Below are 20286 nucleotides of genomic sequence, written 5' to 3'. Positions count from 1 at the left end.
TCCCGCCCGGATCGGTGCCGCGGGGGTCGTCCCCCGTGGGGCTGCGCAGCAGCCAGGGGGTGTCAGCGCGCGGCGGCGTCCCAGATCAGCACTTCTGCCGGGGTGGGGTTGTAGCCGTTGCACGGGTTGTTCAACTGCGGGCAGTTGGAAATCAGCACGATCACGTCCATCTCGGCGCGCAGTTCCACATACTTGCCGGCGGCAGAGATGCCGTCTTCGAAGCTCAGCCCGCCTTCCGGCGTGACTGGCACGTTCATGAAGAAGTTGATGTTGGCACCGATGTCGCCCTTGTCCAGACGGCCGTCGTGCAGACAGCCGCACAGGAAATTGTCGCGGCAGGCGTGCATGTGCAGCTTGTCGAGCGCGTAGCGTACGGTGTTGCTCTCCTGCGCGCAGGCGCCACCCAGGGTGTCGTGGCGACCGCAGGTGTCGGCGACGATGGTCAGCAGCGGCTTGCCCAGGTTGGAGTACAGCACCGTGCCGGTACTCAGGTAGATGCTGGCCTGGCGGCGCAGGGTGCGCTGCGGGTCGTAGCGCTCGCGTGGGTTGGCCGCGCTGTAGAACAGGGTGTCGACGGCCTGGTTGCCCTCCAGGTCGAGCAGGCGGATGGTCTGGCCGGCCTTGACTTCGCCGACCCAGGGCTCGCCGGCGGGGATCAGGTGACGGGCGACGGCGGTTTCGGGGGTGAGTGCGCTGGCGGTGAGTGTGCTCATGGTGGCGGCCCTCACAGGTAGAGGTTTTCGGTGTTGATGAAGCCGCGCACGTTCTCCGGGCGCGAGGTCCGGCAGTGCTCGGCAATGGCCGGGTCGGCCTGCATCCAGCTCAGGCGTACCGGCCTGGGCGCGTAGTCCGGCGACGGATCCATCGGGTGCTGCAGAGCGGTCATCACCACCAGCGTGTCCATCGGGGCGTACAGCTCGATATGGTCGCCGGGCTTGCTGTTGCCGGGCACGAAGTGCATGCCGCCCGCCGCATCCACGCTGACGCGGGAGAACAGGTTCAGCACCATCAGCAAGTCCTCCAGACCCATCCCCCATTTGCCCAACTCCACCAGCAGGTTGTCGGTGCCGTTGCGGTGACAGGCGTTGCGCAGAGTCTGATAGGGGCCATCGCCGTACTTCGCGCGCACTTCGTCGGCATTGAGCACGCCGCCCAGGCTGTCGCTCCAGCCCGTGGTGTCGGCGGTGATGGCCGCCAGCACGCGGCCCATGTCCGAGTACAGGCAATGGCCGCGGGTGAGTCTGGCGGTGTGCTGGCACTTGAGCGAGTCGGGCAGGTTCAGGCGTTCGGTTTTCTCGAAAGCGTTGAACAGCAGCATGCTGACGTTGGCGCCGCCCTCGATATCGGTGAGGCGCAGCAGCCGGCCGCGGCGCAGGATGAAGGAGCGGTGGCCGCCACCGGGCAGCACTTCCTCGTGCAGCGCAGGGTAGGGCAGCGGCGGGGAGTCGGGTGCGAGTGTCGTGGTCATGGTGTCCTCGTCATGCGGTCTTGAGTGCGCTGGTCACATGGGCGGGCAGCGCGGCGACGGCCTCGCGGGTGGCGTGGCGGTCAAGGTTGAGCGGGATGTCGTAGGTGATGCGGGCGCCATAGGCGCCAGGGGCGTGGGGGTCGTGACGCACCTTGTCGAACACCAGCAGGCGGGTCCCCAGGGTGAACCCTTCGGACAGGTCGTGGGTCACCATCAGCACGGTCAGCCGGGTCTCCTGCCAGAGCTCGAGCAGCAGTGCGTGCATGTCCTTGCGGATGCCGGGGTCGAGCGCGCCGAAGGGCTCGTCCAGCAACAGCATGCGGGGCTTCATGATCAGCGCCTGGGCAATGGCCAGGCGCTGCTGCATGCCGCCGGACAGCTGGCTGGGGTACTTGTCGAGCGCGTGCCCGAGGCCGACACGCTGCAGCAGTTGCGCAGCCTGCTCGCGTGCCTCGGCCTTGGCGCGGCCAAACAGGCGGCCGAGCAGGGGCGCGCGCGGCAACTCCAGTCCAAGGGCGACGTTGTCGAGCACGCTCAGGTGCGGTAGCACCGAGTAGCGCTGGAAGACAATGCCGCGGCTGGGGTCGGGTTCGGCCACCAGTGGCTGGCCATCGAGCAGGATCTGGCCCTTGTGCGGGCGTTCCTGGCCGAGCAGCATGCGCAGAAAGGTGGATTTGCCGCAGCCGGAGGCGCCGACCAGGGCGCAGAACTCGCCCTCGGCGATGTCCAGGCGCAGGTTTTCGAGCACGGTCTGATCGCCATATTGCTGCCAGACCTTGCGGACCTGGATGAAACTCATTCGACTGCCCTCCTGTCGCTGATGCGACGAAGGGGCGGCTTGGCACAGCCGACCCGTTCCGCAGGCGCAGAGCAGTGCTCCGCGAAACCCCTGCTCCACCCTCCCCGAGGGAGGTTCGCGCGCCCTTCGGGCGGCCGTGCGGGAGCGCTCATGTCCGGCCTCCTTCGTACCAGGGGAAGGCGGCGCGGGTCAGCCGCTTCAGGCCCAGGTCCATCAACCAGGCAAGCAGCGTGATCCACGCCACGTAAGGCAGGATCACGTCCATTGCCAGGTAGCGGCGGACCAGGAAGATGCGATAGCCCAGGCCGTCGGTCGAGGCGATGGCCTCGGCGGCAATCAGGAACAGCCAGGCCGAACCGAGCGCCAGCTGCAGCGCGATCAGCAGGCGCGGCAGCAATTGCGGCAGCACCACGCGCAGGATCAGTGTCCAGGTGTTGGCACCCAGGGTCTGTGCCTTGATCAGCAGCTCGGCGGGAATCTCGCGCGCACGCTGTTCGATGTCGCGGGCAATCACCGGGGTGATGCCGAGCACGATCAGCATCACCTTCGACAGCTCATCCAGGCCGAACACAATGAACAGCACCGGCAGGATGGCCAGCGGCGGGATCATCGAGATCACCGTCAGCAAGGGCGATAGCGAGGCACCGAACAGCGGCAGGCTACCGGCCAGGATGCCCAGGCACAGGCCGACGACGGCTGCGATCGCCAGCCCCATGGCCAGCCGCTTCAGGCTGGCGGCAGTGTCGTCCCAGAACAGGTAGCGGCCACTGCGCGGGTCTTCGCTGAAGGCCATGCGGTCTACCGCATCGGCCATCTGCGTGACGCTGGGCAGCAGCTTGTCCTGCGGATTTTCCGCCAGGCGGGCGGCCGAGCCGGCGAGGTAGGCAATGAGCAGCAGGGCGAAAGGCAGCATCGCCAGGCTGATCCGCCAGCTGCGGCCAGGTTTTTGGTTGATCAGGCGCATCGGGTTCTCCGTGGCGTGGGCAGCCGGCACCGGCGCTGGACGATGCCGGCCGCCAGCGTGCCGGTGTGGCGTGCCTCAGGTCAGTTCAGCTTGCCGTCTGCCGCCATCTGCATGTAGGTCGGGTTGAAGCGCAGTTTCAGGTTGGCGGCATTGCCGGTGTTGCCGGCGGGAAAGCTCATGCCGATGGCGTCGGCGCTGCGTGCGCCTTCGCCCAGCAGGCCGTGCTTGAAGCTGAACTGCGCCACCTTGGTCATCGTTGCCGGGAGTGCCGCACTGGTGGTGAAGGCCACCGCGTCGGCGGCCTTGTAGAACATCTTGGTGGCGGCCAGCTGGGCCTCGTAGCCCGCCAGGTCGGTGCCCGACGCCTCCGCCATGTGGGTGCGTGCGGCCTTGCCCGCCGCAGTGTCGGCGCTCATCAGCCCCATCACCTCGTACCAGGCGCCGGTCAATGCCTTGCCCAGTGCCGGGTTGTCGGCCAGCGTCCGGGTGTTGACCACCATCAGGTCGATGATCTCGCCCGGGATCTTGCTGGAGTCGAACACCTTGCTGACCTTGGGCATGGCCGCCACTTCGGCGAGCAGCGGGTTCCAGGTGGCGACCGCCTGAACGCCCGGGGTGGCAAAGGCCGCGACCAGGTCGGCGTCCGAGGTGTTGACCACCTTGGTGTCGCGCTCGGCCAGGCCAACGGACTCCAGCCCGCGGGCCAGCAGGTAGTGGGACACTGACAACTCGACCAGGTTGATCGGCTTGCCCTTGAGGTCGGCCAGGGTCTTGCCTTCGCCCTTGATCACGATGCCGTCGTTGCCGTTGGAGAAGTCGCCGACGATCAGTGCGGTGGAGTCGACCCCGCCCGCAGCGGGAATGGTCAGCGCATCCATATTGGTCATGGTGCAGCCATCGAAGCCGCCCGCGGTGTACTGGTTGATCGACTCGATGTAGTCATTGACCTGCACGACATCGACCTTGATGCCGTACTTCTTTGCCCACTTGTCCATGATGCCGCTGGAAGCAGCGTACTCCCAGGGCATCCATCCGGCGTAGATGGTCCAGCACACCTTGAAGTCGGTCCTGGGGGCCGCGGCGGCCGGTGCGGAGAAGGCAAGGGAGAGCGAAAGGGCGCTTGCCGTGGCGGCAGCGAGCAGGCGGGACTTGATCATGAAAACCTCCAGTCGGTTGTCGGGTCGGGGCGGGAGCGGCGCATCACGGGTGATGGTGCGTTCTCCCGGGCTTTTGTCCCGCCGTGTAACCTCGCTGGAGGTCGACGACTCTCGGACCAGTCACCCGCTTGCGCAGGCCGGAACCCTAGTCATCCATTCCGAATTGTGGTGCTTGAAGTCCGGCGAGCCGAACCGCTCCTGCACGCAATCCATTAAGCCAGTATCGTGCCAGCGTCCGGAATGCCGGATCAGGCCGTTTTGCTGCGGTGTGCAGGCCTGGCCGCGCATGATTGATGCACCAAGTTGGGAGAGGCTGCACAAGGATGGTGCTGCACGGGCGCGCACTGCGGGATGGCGGATGTCGCCATGCCTGAGGGCGGATGACCACCCGAGCGTTTGATGAGGCCGGTGGCCGCGGGGGCGGGTTTCGGTCGATCCGTGTGGCAAAGCCGCTTCCGGCGCCTGTCCGGTTGGTGATCCAAGGTCGGCATCTGCTCCGCATACGCGTATGATCGTGGCAGGAAGACCGGAGCTTGAGTACGGGCAGTGCCTGGGTATGCCAGTGAAGGTCGCCTCCCCCGACAGAAAAACCAAGACATAACAAGAACCAATGCCCGCAAGTTCTCCCCGGCTGGCCTGGGTGCTGGCCGCGCTGTCTGCCATCGGCCCGTTTGCCATCGACACCTATCTGCCCGCCTTTCCTGAAATGGCGCGCGACCTCGGCGCGAGTGCGGTCGAGGTGCAGCAGACGCTGACCGCCTACATGGTCACCTTTGCGCTGATGGTGCTGTGGCATGGTGCGCTGGCTGATCGCTTCGGCCGCCGCCGGGTGCTGATCGCCGCAACCGCGTTCTTTTCCGGCGCCTCCTTGCTGTGTGCGTTTGCGCCCACCATCGAATGGTTGTGGGCGGGGCGCGCGCTGCAGGGTTTGTGTGGCGGTGCGGGGATGGTGATTGGCCGGGCCGTGATCCGCGACCTGCACGAGGGCCCGCAGGCGCAGCGCCTGATGTCACGGGTGATGATGATCTTTGGCATTGCGCCTGCGGTGGCGCCGCTGTTTGGCGGCTATCTGCTGGTGCTGCTGGGGTGGCGGTCGATCTTCGTGTTTCTTGCCCTGTTCGGGCTGGCGCTGGTGGTGCTGACCTGGCGCACGCTGCCCGAAACCCTGGCGCCGGCCGATCGTCAGCCCATGCATCCGGTGGCGCTGGCGCGCGGCTATGGCAGCGTGCTGGGCAGCGGTGCCTTCCTGCTGCTGGCGGGGGCGGTGGCGCTGATGTTCAACGGCTTCTTCCTCTACATCCTGTCGGCGCCCGCGTTCGTCATGACCCATCTGGGGCTGCGTGCGCAGGATTTTTCCTGGCTGTTCGTGCCGTCGGTGGCGGGCATGATGCTGGGTTCGGCACTGTCCGGCCGGGTGGCGGGGCACTGGAGTGCGGCACGCACCATTGGGGCGGGATTCGCGGTGATGCTGGGGGCGGCCGCTGCAGGGGTGGCGATGAGCCTGGTCACCCTGCCGGATCCGCGCTGGCTGGTGCTGCCGATTGCCTGTTACAGCATCGGCATGGCGGTTGCCATGCCCAGCCTGAGCATCATGGCGCTGGATCTGTTTCCCGCGCGGCGGGGCATGGCGTCCAGCTGTCAGAGCTTTCTGCAGGTGGGGGCCAACGCGGCGATTGCAGGCGCCCTGGTTCCCTTGCTGTGGTCGTCGACGGTTTATCTGGCGCTGGGCATGCTGGGGTTTGCGCTGCTCAGCCTGCTGGCCTACCGCAGTTGGTTGGCCAGGACGGCACGCGGCTGATCAGCACTGCTGCCAGGGCAGCCCGTCGAAGCGCCAGCCGCTGACCGAGTTGCGATGGTGGTGCTCGTCGAGCTCGCCCTCGAAACCGTGGGTGACGTTGTAGACCTCGCTGAAGCCTGCTGATTCCAGCGCCGCCCCGGCCGCCTCCGAGCGGTTGCCGCTGCGGCAGATCAACACCACCGGCCGTTCGCCACCATTGCCCGCCAGCTTGCGTACCTCGCCGACAAAGTGCGGGTTGATCTCCCAGTCCGGGCCGTCGTTCCACGACACATGGATGGCACCGACCGGATGACCGACGAACAGGTATTCGATCTCGCTGCGGACATCGATCAGCAGGGCGTTGGGATGGGTCTGCAGGAAGGCATGGGCTTCCTTGGGGGTGATGTGCTTCATCTGCGCGGCGTCTCCTTTAGCGCAGGATTATATTCTGCTATGCGGATGTTTGAGGCGCTCGAGCGCATCGGGTGTGGCGCGGGGCTGCCGATGGGTGGGTCTCAGGCCGCCTCGCCCAGGTAGGCGGCGCGCACCTTGGGATCGGCGAGCAGGGATTCGCCGCTACCGGTCAGCGTGACCTTGCCCGACTCCATCACATAGCCGCGCTGGGCGAATTCGAGTGCGAGGTTGGCGTTCTGTTCGACCAGCAAAATGGTGACGCCCTCCTTGGCGACGGATTGCACCACCTCGAAGATCTTCTCCACCACCAGCGGTGCCAGCCCCATCGACGGTTCGTCGAGCAGCAGCAGGCGGGGGCGCGACAACAGCGCGCGGCCAATGGCCACCATCTGCTGCTCGCCGCCCGACAGCGTGCCGGCAACCTGGGGCAGGCGTTCCTTGACCCGTGGCAGCATGGTGTAGACCTTTTCCAGGTCGGCCTCGATGCCGTCCTTGTCGGTGCGGGTGTAGGCGCCCATGCGCAGGTTTTCCTCCACCGTCAGCCGGGTGAAGATGCCGCGGCCTTCCGGCACCAGCGCGATGCCCTGGCGCAGGCGCTTGTGCGCCGGCACCGCGTTGATCCTGTCGCCGTTGTAGCGGATCTCGCCACCGGCCAGCGGCAGCACGCCGGCGATGGCATTGAGGGTGGTGGTCTTGCCGGCACCATTGGCGCCGATCAGGCAGACGAGTTCGCCCTTGAACAGTTCGAGATCGATGCCCTTGACGGCCTGGATGCCACCATAGGCGATCTGCAGGCCCTGCAGCTGCAGCAGGGGCGAGACGGGGTTAGTGTGCATGCTTGCCTCCCCCGAGATAGGCGTTGATGACGGCTTCGTTGCGTTGTACCTCGGCCGGGACGTCTTCGGCAATCTTGCGGCCGAAGTCGAGTACCGCGACACGATCGCACAGCCCCATGACCAGCTTGACGTCGTGCTCGATCAGCATCACGGTGACGCCATCGTGGCGGATCTGCTCGATCAGCGTCTTCAGCTGGCCGGTTTCGGTGGCATTCATGCCGGCGGCAGGCTCATCGAGCGCCAGCAGTTGTGGCTCGGTGGCCAGGGCGCGGGCAATCTCGAGGCGGCGCTGGTCGCCGTAGGACAGGTTTTTGGAGACGGTTTCGGCAAAGCGCTCGATACCGACGTACCGGAGCATCTCGTAGGCCCGTTCGGTGGTCAGGCGTTCTTCCTCGCGGGTGAAGCGGTTCTGGGTGAGGATGCCCCAGATGCCCGCCTTGGTGCGGATGTGGTGCCCGGCCATGACGTTCTCGAGCGCGGTCAGCTCCTTGAACAGGCGGATGTTCTGGAAGGTGCGGGCAATGCCCCGGCCGACGATCTTGTGCGGCTTGCCGCTGGGCAGTTCGCTGCCGTTGAACACGAACTCGCCGCCGTCCGGCACGTAGGCGCCGGTCAGCACATTGAAGAAGGTGGTCTTGCCGGCGCCATTCGGGCCGATCAGGCCGTAGACCTCGCCCTTGTTGATGGTCAGCGACACGTCGGTGAGCGCCTGCAGGCCGCCGAAACGTTTGCCGATGTTGCGGGCTTCGAGCAGGGAAATCACTTGGCCGCGCCTCCGCGGTGCAGGTTCTCGGGGTGGGCGTAACGTGCGCGTGCGGGAATCAGACCCGCGGGGCGCAGCAGCATCATCAGGATCATGGCGAGCGACAGCAACAGCATGCGCAGCACTTCCGGGTCGAGAATGACCTTGCCGAACAGGGTCTGCTGCAGCGGGATGGCCACGTCGCGCAGGATTTCCGGCAGCAGGGCGAGCACAAAGGCGCCGACGATGGCGCCGGCAATATTGCCCATGCCGCCGAACACCACCATGGTCAGCACCGCGATCGACTCCATCAGCGAGAAGGATTCGGGCGACACGAAGCCCTGGAAGGCGCCGAACAGGCAGCCGGCCACGCCGCCAAAGGTGGCGCCCAGCGAGAACGCCAGCAGCTTCATGTTGCGGGTGTTGATGCCGATGGCCTTGGCCGCCAGTTCGTCGTCGCGCATGGCCGCCCAGGCACGGCCGACGCGGGAGATCTGCAGGCGCTGGATGAAGATGATCGAGCCGATCACGCAGGCAAGGAAGAGGTAATAGTACAGATAGAGCGAATGGATCGAGATCTCTTCGGTCACCTGCAGATTGCGTGACAGATCCCAGCCGAACAGCACGATGGGATCGATCATGTTGATGCCCTGCGGGCCGTTGGTGATGTTGACCGGGTAGTTCAGGTTGAGCATGAAGATGCGGATGATCTCACCGAAGCCCAGGGTGACGATGGCAAGATAATCCCCGCGTAATCGCAACACCGGAAAGCCCAGCATGATGCCGGCCACCGCGGCAAAGGCCGCGCCTAGCGGCAGTACCATCCAGAACGGCAGGTGGATGCCGAAATGGGGCGAGGCAAGAAACGCAAAGGTGTAAGCCCCCACCGCATAGAAGGCGATGTAGCCCAGGTCGAGCAGCCCGGCAAAGCCCACCACCAGGTTCAGGCCCAGCGCCAGCATCATGTAGAGCAGGGCGAAGTCGAGGATGCGCACCCAGCTGCGGCCGAACTGCATGGCGATGAAGGGGGCTGCAATGGCGAGGATGATCAGCAGCCAGCGTGCAGCCATCGGGTTGCGCTTGCCCAGCCAGGGGACGGCGGCGACGAGTTCGTTCATGGTCGTGCGCCTCCCTCAGGCCCGGTCCGAGACACGTTCGCCGAGCAGGCCGGTGGGCTTGAAGATCAGCACCAGCCCCAGGATGATGAAGGCGAAGATGTCCTGGTAGGACGAGTTCAGGAAGCCGAAGGTCAGGTGTTCGATGTAGCCGGCACCGAGCGATTCGACCAGCCCCAGCGTAATGCCGCCGAGCATGGCGCCACCCAGGTTGCCGATGCCGCCCAGCACCGCGGCGGTGAAGGCCTTGAGCCCCGGCATGAAGCCCATGCCGTAGTGGGCGATGCCGTAGTTGCTGGCGAACATCACGCCGGCCACGGCGGCCAGGGCGGCACCGATGACGAAGGTGAAGGCGATCACCGCATTGGTATCCACCCCCATCAGGCTGGCAACGCGGTGGTTCTCGGCGGTGGCGCGCATCGCGCGGCCGATGCGGGTCTTGTTCACCAGCAACATCAGCCCGATCATGATCAGCGCCGACACGCCGATGATGGTGAGCTGCACCGGGGTGACGAAGACGCCTTCGATCGGCTGCATCGGGGTGGTGGAAATCAGTTGCGGAAAGGTGTGGTAGTTGCGCCCCCAGATGATCATCGCCACCGTCTGCAGCAGGAAGGACATGCCGATTGCGGTGATCAATGGCGCCAGGCGTGGCGCGTTGCGCAGGCGGCGGTAGGCCAGCCGCTCCATGGTGAAACCGATCATCATGCACACCGGAATGGCCACCGCCAGGGCGATGGTCAGCATCACTACCGGCGACATGCCCGGTGCGAAGCCCATCAGGAACAGCATGGTCTGCAGCGCAGTCAGCGCGCCCACCATCAGCACATCGCCGTGGGCAAAATTGATCAGCCCGAGGATGCCATAGACCATGGTGTAGCCCAGCGCGATCAGCGCATACACGCTACCGATCACCAGGCCGTTGAGTATTTGCTGGATGAGCGTTTCCATCGTGACCTTTGGATGGAGAGGATTGGGGGCGAGCGAGGGGAAAGGTTTGCATTGCCGCAGGGGTGGGCACCGCAAGCCTTACGCTTCGCGCGGGGGCGCCAGGCCCCCGCCACGTGGATTGGACGCTTACATGGCTGCCCAGTCGCCGTTCTTGAACTGGTACAGGGTGACGGCGCCTTCCTTGATGTCGCCCTTGTCGTCAAAGGCCACCGTGCCGGTCACGCCGGGGAAGTTGACCTTCTTGAGTTCGGGCAGGTACTTGGCAGGTTCCGCCGAGTCGGCCTTCTGCATCGCGGTGATGAAGGCGTTGGCCGCATCGAAGGCGTACGGCGAATAGATCTGCACATCGGCGTTGAAGCGCTTCTTGTAACGCTCGCGGAAATCGACGCCGCCGGGCATCTTGTCGAGCGGCACGCCGGCCATCGAGCAATACACGTTCGAGCTGATGGCGTCGCCCGCCAGCTTGATCATCTCCGGGCTGCAGCCACCGTCGCCGGTGACGAACTTGGCGGTGATGCCAAGCTGCTTGACCTGGCGCATCATCGGGCCGGCCTGCGCATCCATGCCGCCAAAGAAGATCACGTCCGGATTGGCGGCACGGATCTTGGTCAGGATGGCGTTGAAGTCGGTGGCTTTGTCGTTGGTGAACTCGCGTGCCACGATCTGGGCGCCGCTGGCCTTGGCGGCCTTGTCGGTTTCATCGGCCAGGCCCTGGCCATAGGCGGTGCGGTCATCGATGATCGCGATCTTCTTTGCCCCCAGTTCCGACACCATGAACTTGCCCAGCACCGAACCTTGCTGGACGTCGTTGGCGATGGTGCGGAACACGCCCTTGTAGCCTTGCTGGGTCAGTTTGGGGTTGGTGGCCGAGGGCGAGATCATCGGCACGCCACCCTGATCATAGATGCGCGAGGCCGGGATGGTGGTGCCGGAGTTCAGGTGCCCGACCACCGCCTTCACGCCGGCATCGACCAGGCGCTGCGCCACCGTGGTGCCGGTGCGCGGGTCGGCCTGGTCGTCCTCGCCGATCAGCTCGAACTTGACCTTCTTGCCGCCAAGGGTCACGCCTCTGGCATTGGCTTCCTCAATGGCCAGACGGGCACCGTTTTCGTTGTCCTTGCCCAGATGCGAGATCGTGCCGGTCAGCGGGGCGACGTTGCCGATCTTGACAACCATGTCCTGGGCGTAAACGCCCGTGATGCCAAAGCCCATGACAGCGAGTGCGACGACGGTCTTCTTCATTTTTGATCCTCCGGCGAAATCATTGGGTTGATGGTGCTGATGTGCGATCGGTTGGCTATCCGGTACCACGGGATTGTCGGTAGCGACCTTGGTGCATGCAGCTTGTGGGCCAGTTCGGCCTGGCTGCAGCGGCTTCGAGGTGTGCGTATTCTGCACAAAAACCCGGACGACTCGCGGTCGGTGCCAGACAGTTTCGTACAGAAGGGATAATGCAATGCAGCAGGATTGGGGTGCTTCATGTGGGCGGGTCAATCCGGTGAAGTCTGAAACGGCGTTCTGACGGGTTTTCCGTTTCGTGACGACGGTGATTGGGGTTAGTGCGTCGCACAAACTGTGCCATATTGTGGAAAACCCTGATCGGCGTGGCGGGCTGGCACATCGACGCCCCATATCCGGCTGGCAGTGGCCCGGATTGCATGGGACTGCGGCCGTAGCTGCACCTTGACGGTGCGCTTTGCGGGAGGGCTTGGCGCCGGACGCCCACAAATGTTGCAAATCCTCACTGCGGAGGCATTGCATTTGCCCGGGTGAAGCCGGATTCTTGTTTCGATTCCCGACTGGAAGGCACGGATCAAACCATGAAGAAACTGTTGTCGATGTTGTGTGCCTTGTTGACTGCAATCGGCTTGCCCGGCTGCGACTATGTCAATGTGAAGGAGCTGCAGCCCGGCGTATCGACCGCGGTGGAGGTACGCCAGCGCTTTGGCCCGCCGCAGCACGAATGGCGCAACGAGGAGGGGTCGGTAACCTGGGAGTACTCGCGCCAGCCCGAGGGGGCCGAGTGCTACATGATTACCATCGGGCGTGATCAGGTGCTGCAGTCGATCGAACAGGTCATCAATGAGCAGACCTTCGCCCGCGTCGAGCGCGGCATGACGCCGGAGCAGGTGCGGCGCATGCTGGGGCGTCCGGCGTCCAGCCAGTATTTCCAGCTCAAGCAGGAAACGGTGTGGGAGTGGTTGATGGAACGGGGTAGCACACTCAACGATCCAACTTACTTCACCGTCTCCTTCAACCCCGAGGGCCGGGTCGTGGGGACGGGGCGATACACCAAGCTGAGGCCATGATGAACATCACCTTCGATCGCAAGCTGTTGCTGGGTTTGCTGGCAGCGCTGTTGCTGAGCGGTTGTGCCGCGTTTGCACCGCCCAAGCCTTACACCACCGAGGCCGAGGCGCTGAGTGCGCGTGGTGAGCCGACCCGGCGCTGGGACAATGGTGACGGCACCACCACGCTGGAGTTTTCCACCCAGCCCAATGGCGACTCGTGCCTGATGGTCGAGGTCGATGCCAGCGGGATCGTGCTGCGCCAGTGGGATGCGCTGTCCGATCAGAATCTGGCCCGCGTCCGGCCCGGCATGACACCGGACGAGATCAGCCGCCTGCTGGGCGAGCACCGCTCCGAACAGTCCTTCCGCCTGTCGGGCGAAACGGTGTGGGACTGGAACATCCCCAACTACGGGCCCGGCATTGCCACGCTGTTCAATGTGCACTTCATCGATGGCAAGGTGGTGCGTACCAGCCAGACCTATATTTACCCGCGGGATTGGGGGATGGGCAGTGTATGGATGGGCTATCCCTATCATTTCGGCTTTGGCTACACCTATCCCTATCCGCCGCGTTACCGCGATGGTCCTCCACCCAGGCGCCGTGGTCCCCCGGTATGGCTGCCGCCGCATCCGATGTGGTGGTGAGTGGCGGCGTCTTGGGCTCGTGCGAGTATCCCTGACTGAAGTATGCGTTGGCCCATATTCTTGTGTGGTGTCCGATCACACGGTACGGGCCTCGCCTTGTGTGGTTCCTGCCTCTCGACATCGCGGCTGAAAGCCCAGTAAAATCCGCCTCTTGCCGAGGAGCGCTGCGACCCGAAACACCTGCCGGGCCAGGCTCGGCAATCCAACAACGGCGCTCGCAAACCATCAGCCGGGTTTGCCGCGCCGTTCCCATTTGCGTCGGCTACCCGCTGTGCATCAATCGCAGACCGAGGTAGAACCGTGCAAGCCGACCGCAGCCAAGAAATCCGCCAGCAACTCGCCCAACGCATCCTGATCCTGGATGGCGCCATGGGCACCATGGTGCAGCAGTACAAGCTGGGCGAGGCGGACTACCGCGGTACGCGCTTTCTCGATCACCCGCGCGACCTCAAGGGCAACAATGACCTGCTGGTGCTGACCCGCCCCGACGTGATCGGCGAGATCCACCGCGCCTATCTCGAGGCTGGCGCCGACATCATCGAGACCAGCTCCTTCAACGCCACCCGGGTGTCTCAGGCCGAGTACGGGCTGGCCGACATCGCCTACGAGCTGAACGTGGCCAGCGCCCGACTGGTGCGCGAGTTGTGCGACGAATACACCGCAAAGAACCCGGCCAAGCCGCGCTACTGTGCCGGCGTGCTGGGGCCAACCTCGCGCACGCTGTCGATCAGCCCGGACGTCAACGACCCGGGCTTTCGCAACATCAGCTTCGATGCGCTGGTCGACGACTACTACGATTCGGCCAAGGGGCTGATGGAAGGTGGTGCCGATCTGCTGCTGATCGAAACCATCTTCGACACCCTCAACGCCAAGGCGGCAATCTTTGCCATCGAAAAGCTGTTCGACGACCTTGGGCGACGCCTGCCGGTGATGATCTCCGGCACCATCACCGACGCCTCGGGCCGCACCCTTTCCGGTCAGACTGCCGAAGCCTTCTGGAACTCGCTGTCGCATGCGCAGCCGATCTCCTTCGGGTTGAACTGCGCGCTGGGTGCCAAGGAACTGCGCGCCTATGTGGAAGAGTTGTCCCACGTCTGCGACACCCATGTGTCGGCACACCCCAACGCCGGCCTGCCCAATCCGCTGGCGCCCACCGGCTATGACGAAACCCCTGAGCAACTGGCGACGGCGGTGGTGGAATGGGCGCAGTCCGGCCTGGTGAACATCCTGGGCGGCTGTTGCGGCACCACGCCTGCGCACATCGCCGCCATTGCTCAGGCGGTGGCTGCGTTGCCGCCGCGCCAGGTGCCCGAAGTGGAAAAAAAGCTGCGTCTGTCCGGGCTGGAGCCGTTCAACGTCGGTGCCGACAGCCTGTATGTCAACGTGGGCGAACGCACCAACGTGACCGGTTCGCGCGCTTTCGCCCGCATGATTCTGGAAGGCCGTTTTGACGACGCACTGGCGGTGGCCCGTCAGCAGGTCGAGAACGGCGCCCAGGTCATCGACATCAACATGGACGAGGCCATGCTGGATTCGATGGCGGCCATGGAGCGCTTCCTCAAACTCATCGCCTCCGAGCCGGACATCTCGCGGGTGCCGATCATGATCGACTCGTCCAAGTGGGACGTGATCGAGGCTGGCCTCAAGTGCATCCAGGGCAAGGGCATCGTCAACTCCATCTCGATGAAGGAGGGCGAGGCCAAGTTTCTGCACGAAGCCCGGCTGGCGCGGCGCTATGGTGCGGCGGTCATCGTCATGGCCTTCGACGAGAAAGGCCAGGCCGACACCTTTGCACGCAAGACCGAGATCTGCGCCCGTGCCTACGAGCTGCTGACCGGCATTGGATTTCCGCCGGAAGACATCATTTTCGACCCCAACATCTTCGCCATTGCCACCGGCATCGAAGAGCACGACAACTACGCGGTCGATTTCATCGAAGCCGTGCGCTGGATCCACGCCCATCTGCCCTACGCCAAGATCTCCGGCGGGGTCTCCAATGTCAGCTTCAGCTTCCGCGGCAACGACCCGGTGCGCGAGGCCATCCACACCGTGTTCCTGTACCACGCGATCAAGGCGGGCATGACCATGGGCATCGTCAATGCCGGCATGCTGGGGGTGTATGACGATCTCGATCCGGTGCTGCGTGACAAGGTCGAGGATGTGGTGCTCAACCGTCACCCTGGTGCTGGCGAAGCCTTGGTCGAGTTCGCCCAGACGGTGAAGGAAGGCAAGGCCAAGGACAGCGGGCCGGATCTGTCGTGGCGCGAGGGGCCGGTGGAAGAGCGCCTGAAGCACGCGCTGGTCAAGGGCATCACCGACTACGTCGTTGCCGATACCGAAGAAGTGCGCGCCAAGCTCGAGGCCGAAGGCAAACCGCCGCTGGCCGTGATCGAAGGCCCGCTGATGGCCGGTATGGACGTGGTGGGCGACCTGTTTGGCGCGGGCAAGATGTTCCTGCCCCAGGTGGTGAAGTCGGCGCGCGTCATGAAGCAGGCCGTGGCCCACCTCATCCCCTACATCGAAGCGGAAAAGCTGCGTACCGGCGCCACCAGCAAGGGGCGCATCGTCATCGCCACGGTGAAGGGCGATGTGCACGACATCGGCAAGAACATCGTTGGTGTGGTGCTGGGCTGCAACGGCTACGAGGTGATCGACCTCGGCGTCATGGTGCCCACCGACAAGATCCTGAATGCCGCCCGCGAACACGGTGCCCAGGCGATCGGGCTTTCCGGCCTGATCACCCCGTCGCTGGAGGAAATGAGCCATGTCGCCGCCGAAATGCAGCGCCAGGGCTTTGCCGATGGCGCGGCCATTCCACTGCTGATCGGCGGCGCTACCACCAGTCGCGCCCACACTGCCATCAAGATCGCACCGCACTACAGCGGTCCGGTGGTCTATGTGCCGGACGCCTCGCGCGCGGTCGGCGTGGTCACCGCGCTGTTGTCCGAAGGTGGCGCCGAGGACTTCAAGACCCAACTTGCCGCCGACTACGACAAGATCCGCGCCCAGCACGCCAACAAGAAGGGCGTGCAACTGGTCAGCCTGCAAGCGGCCCGCGCCAATGCCTACGACCCGCTGTCGGTAGCGGGCTACACGCCGTTCGAGCCCAACACGCTGGGCGTGGTGGCGCTGGATGTCGATCTGGAGGAGCTGCGCGACTACATCGATTGGGCGCCCTTCTTCCAGACCTGGGATCTGGCCGGCAGCTTTCCGAAGATTCTCGATGACGAGATCGTTGGCGAAACCGCGCGTGGCGTGTTCAAGGACGGCCAGGCCATGCTGGAGGACATCATCGCCGGCCAGTGGGTACAGGCACGGGCAGTGTTTGGCCTGTTCCCCGCCAATGCGGTGGGGGACGATATCGAGTTTTATGCCGACGAAGCGCGCGACACCCCGCTGATGACCTGGCACGGCCTGCGCCAGCAGCACGAACGCCCCGCGGGCAAGCCGCACTGGTGTCTGGCCGACTTCGTTGCCCCCAAAGCCAGCGGCGTGCGCGACTGGTGCGGTGCCTTTGCCGTCACCGCAGGGCTGGGAATCGAGCACAAGCTGGCCGAATTCGAAGCTGCACACGACGACTACCACGCCATCATGCTCAAGAGCCTGGCCGACCGCCTTGCCGAAGCCACCGCCGAATGGCTGCACGCCCGCGTGCGCAAGGAATACTGGGGCTACGCCGCCGACGAGTCGCTGGACAACGACGCGCTGATCCAGGAGCGCTACCAGGGCATCCGCCCCGCGCCCGGCTATCCCGCCTGCCCGGATCACACCGTCAAGGCTGCATTGTTCCAGCTGCTGGACGTGCCCACCAACACCGGAATGGGCCTGACCGAATCCATGGCCATGACCCCTGCCGCGGCAGTCAGCGGCTTTTACTTCGCCCACCCGGAAAGTCACTACTTTGCCATCAGCAAGATCGGCAAGGACCAACTGACCGACTGGGCGCAGCGCACCGGGCTGAGCGAGGCATCGGCGGCGCGCTGGCTGGCGCCGCTGCTGTAAGGAGATTGCCGACTCGAACGGGGGCGGGCCTTGGTGGTGCCCGAGGGCGCAGAAGCGGGTTGCGCGGGCTTGCCCGCTGCGCCTATGGTGAGGTGTAACCCGCCTTGCGCTGATGTCGAAGCGCGAGCATCAGCGACGGTGTCGCGCGCCTCTTCATGGCTGTAAAGCGCAAGATAGCCCGTCCGGCCGCGCGAGATGACCAGCTCTCGCATGCCCTGCTCGGCAGGGCGGCCGACGAGCGGATGGTTTCCGAGCGTCTGTACCGCTTCCGCGATCAAGGCAACCGATTCTCCAGCGCCGTGCAAACCCGCGTGTCAGAGTTGGTCCAGCGGGCTCGTTACCCCACGCCCGCCCTTGTTCAGCACATGGGTGTAGATCATCGTGGTCGAAACGTCGGCGTGGCCGAGCAACTCCTGCACTGTGCGGATGTCGTAGCCGCCCTCAAGCAAATGGGTGGCAAACGAATGGCGACTATGCCGAGCTCAGCATAGCCGCCACGCCTTCGCAACTCACCTGCTCGAGGCAGGGGTCGATCTGGCCACCCTGGCCAAGTTGCTCGGCCACAGCCACCTGTCGACCACGCAACGCTACCTGCATCTGGCGCGCCCCGGTTCCATTGCACAAGACAGTCCACTCGACCTGTTGCGTCGGCTCTGAACTCGACCGGCCATGGAGCGGCCCACGCTGGCCGGCATCCTGCGCACGGGCGCAGCGTACCGGCGCACCCACGCGCTGTCGCCGGCACAGGCGCACGCGTGGCGCGCCATTGTCGAGTGCAGAACTGCGGCGCTGGGCGGAGTGCGCGAACGCTGCGATGCCTGCGGCGCCGAGCGTCATGTCTGGCGCTCTTGTCGTAACCGTCATTGCCCACAGTGCCAGACCCGGGCCAAGGAGGCGTGGCGTGGCGCACGGCTACGCGAGTTGTTGCCCGTGCCCTACGCCCACTGGGTGTTCACGCTGCCGCATGAACTCAACTCCCTGGGCGCCCGTCACCCACGCTGGCTCTTCGATACCTTGTTCGGCTGTGCCGCTGCCACCCTGCTCGAACTGGCCGCCAACCCGCGCTGGCTCGGCGCCACCCCGGCCTTCAGTCTGGTCTTGCACACGTGGACACAGGACTTGCGCACGCACCCTCACGTACACGCGCTCATCACTGTGGCGGGCTCGATGAGGCGGGGCAGTGGCAAACCCCGCGCCGTGGCCGCGGCTTCCTCTTTCCGGTACAGGCGGCCTCGCGCGTATTCCGTAGCAAGTTTCTCGACGCACTCGAAGCGGCCCGGCGCACCGGCCAGTTTCCGGATGATCCCGAAGCGAGCCCCGCCGCGTGGCAAAAGCGCCACCGCGCGCTGCTCGCCCATGACTGGGTGGTCTATGCCAAACCCCCGCCGGGCGGTCCGGCCCAGGTACTCGACTACCTCGCACGCTATACCCATCGGGTCGCAATCTCGAACGAACGCATTCTCGCCTGAGATCACGAGCAGGTGCGGATTCGCGCGCGCGACAACCGAAACGGTGGCAAGCGCACGGTCATGCTGCTCATCGACACCTTCATCGGGCGATTTCTGCAGCATGTGCTGCCGCGCGGCTTCAAACGCATCCGTCACTACGGCGTGCTGGCCGCACATCATAAGCGGGCTCGGCTAGCGGCCGCACGGGCGGCGCTACAGATGCCAGAACCGCAACCGATGGCCATCGAAGCGGCCGAAGCCTTCCTCGCCCGGGTCAGCGGCCACGACCCCTGTCGTTGCACGTACTGTTTGCATGGGCGCTGGCACCCCATCGCCGTGCTCGCCCCGGCCCCACGGTGCCGGGATGGGCCGTCATGAAAAGGGGTCGTTTCAGATCTCGCTGCGCTCACGACAACCGTGCTCGGTTGCCCAGGTGGCTCTGCGTGCGTTGGCCGTATCAGCGCCCGAAACCCGCTCGATGTCCTGTGTCGCGGGGGACATGTGGGTCAGGACAGGCAACTGCGCGGTGCTCCGCCACCAATCAAGCATGCCGGATCGCTGCGGCACCGACTTGCTCTATCCAGTGCGCATGAGCCGGGCGTAGAATCCCCAGTAGCACAGCTTTCCCGGCGGTTCAGTCCAACAAGGTTTATCCCTCGCGACATGCGCAACTACTCCGAATCCGCCTGCGTGCCGCGAGGCATAAACCCTATTCGTTAGATCACTCGTCTCATGAATCCAGAAACGGTCACCACTTCTCAAATTATTGGTGGCTTTACAGCCAAGCATTGGGTCGCTGCTATTACGACAACTTTTGCCGGTATAGGGGCGCTTACATACGGCGGCTATTGGGCTGGTCAGCGAGTAGCTGAATCGCAATCCCTTGCCCAGCAAGCGGATCTAAAAGCGATCAACGCACAGGTCCAAGCTAAGCTCGAAGTAACGCAAGCACAACTCCAAACGGCATTAGCTGCTACTGCTCAATTGAAAGATTTGCTCGACCAGTCGCATCGGACTATTGAAGATAAGTCCAACGAGGTGGCCAAACTGACCGAAGCGCTTGGCCGTTCAAATAATTGTGCATTTGTTCATCAGCAGATTATCGATACCAAGAGGGAACTGGAGGGCACGGGATCAATGGTTGTTTTCGACGCAAGTCAGGAGTGGCAAGAAAAGCAAAAGGCAAGGAAGGTCGCCCTTGAGCAACGCCTTTACGGGTATCAGCAACAGCTTGGTACTTGCAACAAGTGATCTAACATGGCGCTCAACCTCTCTCCCTTTGGTCGCTGGACGCTGCGCGATAAAGCCGCGCAGCGCCGGTTAGCTCTACGTTAGGCCCAATGCATTGCCCACTCACCGGAGAATCAAATGTCACCTGATGAAAAACTTGCACACTCGCTGAAGGTTAAATTTGGCACAGCGCCGGGGGAACCGTCTGATGTGCAACTGTTAAAGATCAAAAACACCATCCGACAAATCCAGTACAGCGGAAAAGCACCAACAGAACAAGACTGGTTTAACGCTGTAAAAATATACTGCCCAAGCACTGGTTTGAATCGCCCCGGGTTCCGTGGAGGCCGGTTGGTTTAAGTCAGGTCGCGATCGCGGCCTGACTGGCGAGCTGCCTGTAGTAGTTTGCCTCAGCTTCTGCGGGCGGGATATACCCGATAGGTTCAAG

17 protein-coding genes, 3 pseudogenes and 2 riboswitches are annotated in these 20286 nt (G+C 64.3%); of the genes and pseudogenes, 8 read left to right on the top strand and 12 right to left on the bottom strand.

All coding sequences use genetic code 11. From position 1 onward, the window contains the following. Window positions 1-62: 62 nt before the first annotated feature. The 5 genes from DNK49_RS21170 to DNK49_RS21150 all read right to left on the bottom strand — a co-directional run bounded on the left by DNK49_RS21170 (window position 63) and on the right by DNK49_RS21150 (window position 4388). Window positions 63-713, bottom strand: a complete 651-nt coding sequence (locus tag DNK49_RS21170) for an urea amidolyase associated protein UAAP2 (protein WP_002928736.1) — start codon at window positions 711-713, stop codon at window positions 63-65. An 11-nt stretch (window positions 714-724) separates the two neighbouring features. Next, on the bottom strand, window positions 725-1468 hold the full coding sequence (locus tag DNK49_RS21165) for an urea amidolyase associated protein UAAP1 (protein ID WP_110529583.1): 744 nt from the start codon (window positions 1466-1468) through the stop codon (window positions 725-727). Between the two features lie 10 nt (window positions 1469-1478). After that, window positions 1479-2267 carry an ABC transporter ATP-binding protein gene (locus DNK49_RS21160; protein ID WP_110529580.1) on the bottom strand — a complete coding sequence of 263 codons (789 nt, stop codon included), beginning with the start codon at window positions 2265-2267 and terminating at the stop codon, window positions 1479-1481. Window positions 2268-2415: 148 nt separating this feature from the next. Next, a complete protein-coding gene (locus DNK49_RS21155) occupies window positions 2416-3231 on the bottom strand; it encodes an ABC transporter permease (RefSeq protein WP_110529577.1) in 816 nt (271 codons plus the stop codon). 80 nt (window positions 3232-3311) lie between these two features. Then, complete coding sequence (locus tag DNK49_RS21150) at window positions 3312-4388, bottom strand: putative urea ABC transporter substrate-binding protein (RefSeq protein WP_110529573.1); 1077 nt, start codon at window positions 4386-4388, stop codon at window positions 3312-3314. A gap of 60 nt (window positions 4389-4448) precedes the next feature. Further along, window positions 4449-4548: riboswitch (guanidine-I (ykkC/yxkD leader) on the bottom strand. 450 nt (window positions 4549-4998) lie between these two features. On the opposite strand from DNK49_RS21150, the gene DNK49_RS21145 reads away from it, so the two are divergent. Beyond that, window positions 4999-6186: a multidrug effflux MFS transporter gene (locus tag DNK49_RS21145; protein WP_110529570.1), complete on the top strand. Its 1188-nt coding sequence runs from the start codon at window positions 4999-5001 to the stop codon at window positions 6184-6186. On the opposite strand, the gene DNK49_RS21140 is transcribed toward DNK49_RS21145, so the two are convergent. The 6 genes from DNK49_RS21140 to DNK49_RS21115 all read right to left on the bottom strand — a co-directional run bounded on the left by DNK49_RS21140 (window position 6187) and on the right by DNK49_RS21115 (window position 11465). Then, entirely contained in the window at window positions 6187-6579 is a 393-nt protein-coding gene (locus tag DNK49_RS21140) for a rhodanese-like domain-containing protein (protein ID WP_110529567.1), read from the bottom strand. A 101-nt stretch (window positions 6580-6680) separates the two neighbouring features. Then, the gene (locus DNK49_RS21135) at window positions 6681-7415 is read right to left on the bottom strand and encodes an ABC transporter ATP-binding protein (protein ID WP_110529564.1); all 735 of its coding nucleotides are present in this window, start codon (window positions 7413-7415) and stop codon (window positions 6681-6683) included. Further along, window positions 7405-8178, bottom strand: coding sequence for an ABC transporter ATP-binding protein (locus tag DNK49_RS21130; RefSeq protein WP_110529561.1), 774 nt, complete (start codon window positions 8176-8178; stop codon window positions 7405-7407). The genes DNK49_RS21135 and DNK49_RS21130 overlap by 11 nt, the downstream gene beginning before the upstream one ends. After that, window positions 8175-9275, bottom strand: a complete 1101-nt coding sequence (locus DNK49_RS21125; protein ID WP_110529558.1) for an ABC transporter permease subunit — start codon at window positions 9273-9275, stop codon at window positions 8175-8177. The genes DNK49_RS21130 and DNK49_RS21125 overlap by 4 nt, the downstream gene beginning before the upstream one ends. A 15-nt stretch (window positions 9276-9290) precedes the next feature. Continuing rightward, a complete protein-coding gene (locus DNK49_RS21120; protein ID WP_110529556.1) occupies window positions 9291-10223 on the bottom strand; it encodes a branched-chain amino acid ABC transporter permease in 933 nt (310 codons plus the stop codon). A gap of 126 nt (window positions 10224-10349) precedes the next feature. Continuing rightward, on the bottom strand, window positions 10350-11465 hold the full coding sequence (locus tag DNK49_RS21115; RefSeq protein WP_110529553.1) for a branched-chain amino acid ABC transporter substrate-binding protein: 1116 nt from the start codon (window positions 11463-11465) through the stop codon (window positions 10350-10352). A 578-nt stretch (window positions 11466-12043) separates the two neighbouring features. On the opposite strand from DNK49_RS21115, the gene bamE reads away from it, so the two are divergent. The 3 genes from bamE to metH all read left to right on the top strand — a co-directional run bounded on the left by bamE (window position 12044) and on the right by metH (window position 17160). Continuing rightward, window positions 12044-12532 (top strand): outer membrane protein assembly factor BamE domain-containing protein, encoded by a 489-nt coding sequence (bamE, locus tag DNK49_RS21110; RefSeq protein WP_110529550.1) that lies wholly within the window; start codon window positions 12044-12046, stop codon window positions 12530-12532. After that, window positions 12529-13158, top strand: coding sequence for a hypothetical protein (locus tag DNK49_RS21105; RefSeq protein ID WP_424445301.1), 630 nt, complete (start codon window positions 12529-12531; stop codon window positions 13156-13158). Before bamE ends, DNK49_RS21105 begins: the two co-directional genes overlap by 4 nt. Before the next feature lie 150 nt (window positions 13159-13308). Further along, window positions 13309-13382, top strand: a riboswitch (S-adenosyl-L-homocysteine riboswitch). A gap of 76 nt (window positions 13383-13458) precedes the next feature. Continuing rightward, window positions 13459-17160: a methionine synthase gene (gene metH / locus DNK49_RS21100; RefSeq protein ID WP_110529547.1), complete on the top strand. Its 3702-nt coding sequence runs from the start codon at window positions 13459-13461 to the stop codon at window positions 17158-17160. Between the two features lie 314 nt (window positions 17161-17474). On the opposite strand, the pseudogene DNK49_RS21090 reads toward metH, so the two are convergent. Then, a pseudogene (locus DNK49_RS21090) lies at window positions 17475-17630 on the bottom strand (tyrosine-type recombinase/integrase); the annotation flags it as partial. A gap of 22 nt (window positions 17631-17652) precedes the next feature. Here DNK49_RS21090 and DNK49_RS21085 point away from each other — a divergent pair. The 4 genes and pseudogenes from DNK49_RS21085 to DNK49_RS23965 form a co-directional block, all read left to right on the top strand. Beyond that, window positions 17653-17817 (top strand): annotated as a pseudogene (locus DNK49_RS21085) (tyrosine-type recombinase/integrase); the annotation flags it as partial. A gap of 12 nt (window positions 17818-17829) precedes the next feature. Beyond that, a pseudogene (locus DNK49_RS25195) lies at window positions 17830-18986 on the top strand (IS91 family transposase). 354 nt (window positions 18987-19340) lie between these two features. Continuing rightward, window positions 19341-19859: a hypothetical protein gene (locus DNK49_RS21075; protein WP_110529540.1), complete on the top strand. Its 519-nt coding sequence runs from the start codon at window positions 19341-19343 to the stop codon at window positions 19857-19859. 117 nt (window positions 19860-19976) lie between these two features. Continuing rightward, complete coding sequence (locus DNK49_RS23965; RefSeq protein WP_133255140.1) at window positions 19977-20198, top strand: hypothetical protein; 222 nt, start codon at window positions 19977-19979, stop codon at window positions 20196-20198. Window positions 20199-20286 lie beyond the last annotated feature (88 nt).

The sequence above is a fragment of the Parazoarcus communis SWub3 = DSM 12120 genome (genome assembly GCF_003226565.1).
In the GTDB taxonomy this organism is placed as follows: Bacteria; Pseudomonadota; Gammaproteobacteria; order Burkholderiales; family Rhodocyclaceae; genus Parazoarcus; species Parazoarcus communis.
The sequence above is the reverse complement of the archived record's forward strand: the minus strand, read 5'-3'. Positions and strand labels throughout refer to the sequence as shown.

Excerpts from the sequence above, each read along its gene's own strand:
- DNK49_RS21170 (WP_002928736.1), bottom strand. The coding sequence starts at position 713 with ATGAGCACACTCACCGCCAGCGCACTCACCCCCGAAACCGCCGTCGCC.
- DNK49_RS21165 (WP_110529583.1), bottom strand. The coding sequence starts at position 1,468 with ATGACCACGACACTCGCACCCGACTCCCCGCCGCTGCCCTACCCTGCG.
- DNK49_RS21160 (WP_110529580.1), bottom strand. The coding sequence starts at position 2,267 with ATGAGTTTCATCCAGGTCCGCAAGGTCTGGCAGCAATATGGCGATCAG.
- DNK49_RS21155 (WP_110529577.1), bottom strand. The coding sequence starts at position 3,231 with ATGCGCCTGATCAACCAAAAACCTGGCCGCAGCTGGCGGATCAGCCTG.
- DNK49_RS21150 (WP_110529573.1), bottom strand. The coding sequence starts at position 4,388 with ATGATCAAGTCCCGCCTGCTCGCTGCCGCCACGGCAAGCGCCCTTTCG.
- DNK49_RS21145 (WP_110529570.1), top strand. The coding sequence starts at position 4,999 with ATGCCCGCAAGTTCTCCCCGGCTGGCCTGGGTGCTGGCCGCGCTGTCT.
- DNK49_RS21140 (WP_110529567.1), bottom strand. The coding sequence starts at position 6,579 with ATGAAGCACATCACCCCCAAGGAAGCCCATGCCTTCCTGCAGACCCAT.
- DNK49_RS21135 (WP_110529564.1), bottom strand. The coding sequence starts at position 7,415 with ATGCACACTAACCCCGTCTCGCCCCTGCTGCAGCTGCAGGGCCTGCAG.
- DNK49_RS21125 (WP_110529558.1), bottom strand. The coding sequence starts at position 9,275 with ATGAACGAACTCGTCGCCGCCGTCCCCTGGCTGGGCAAGCGCAACCCG.
- DNK49_RS21120 (WP_110529556.1), bottom strand. The coding sequence starts at position 10,223 with ATGGAAACGCTCATCCAGCAAATACTCAACGGCCTGGTGATCGGTAGC.
- DNK49_RS21115 (WP_110529553.1), bottom strand. The coding sequence starts at position 11,465 with ATGAAGAAGACCGTCGTCGCACTCGCTGTCATGGGCTTTGGCATCACG.
- bamE (WP_110529550.1), top strand. The coding sequence starts at position 12,044 with ATGAAGAAACTGTTGTCGATGTTGTGTGCCTTGTTGACTGCAATCGGC.
- DNK49_RS21105 (WP_424445301.1), top strand. The coding sequence starts at position 12,529 with ATGATGAACATCACCTTCGATCGCAAGCTGTTGCTGGGTTTGCTGGCA.
- DNK49_RS21075 (WP_110529540.1), top strand. The coding sequence starts at position 19,341 with ATGAATCCAGAAACGGTCACCACTTCTCAAATTATTGGTGGCTTTACA.
- DNK49_RS23965 (WP_133255140.1), top strand. The coding sequence starts at position 19,977 with ATGTCACCTGATGAAAAACTTGCACACTCGCTGAAGGTTAAATTTGGC.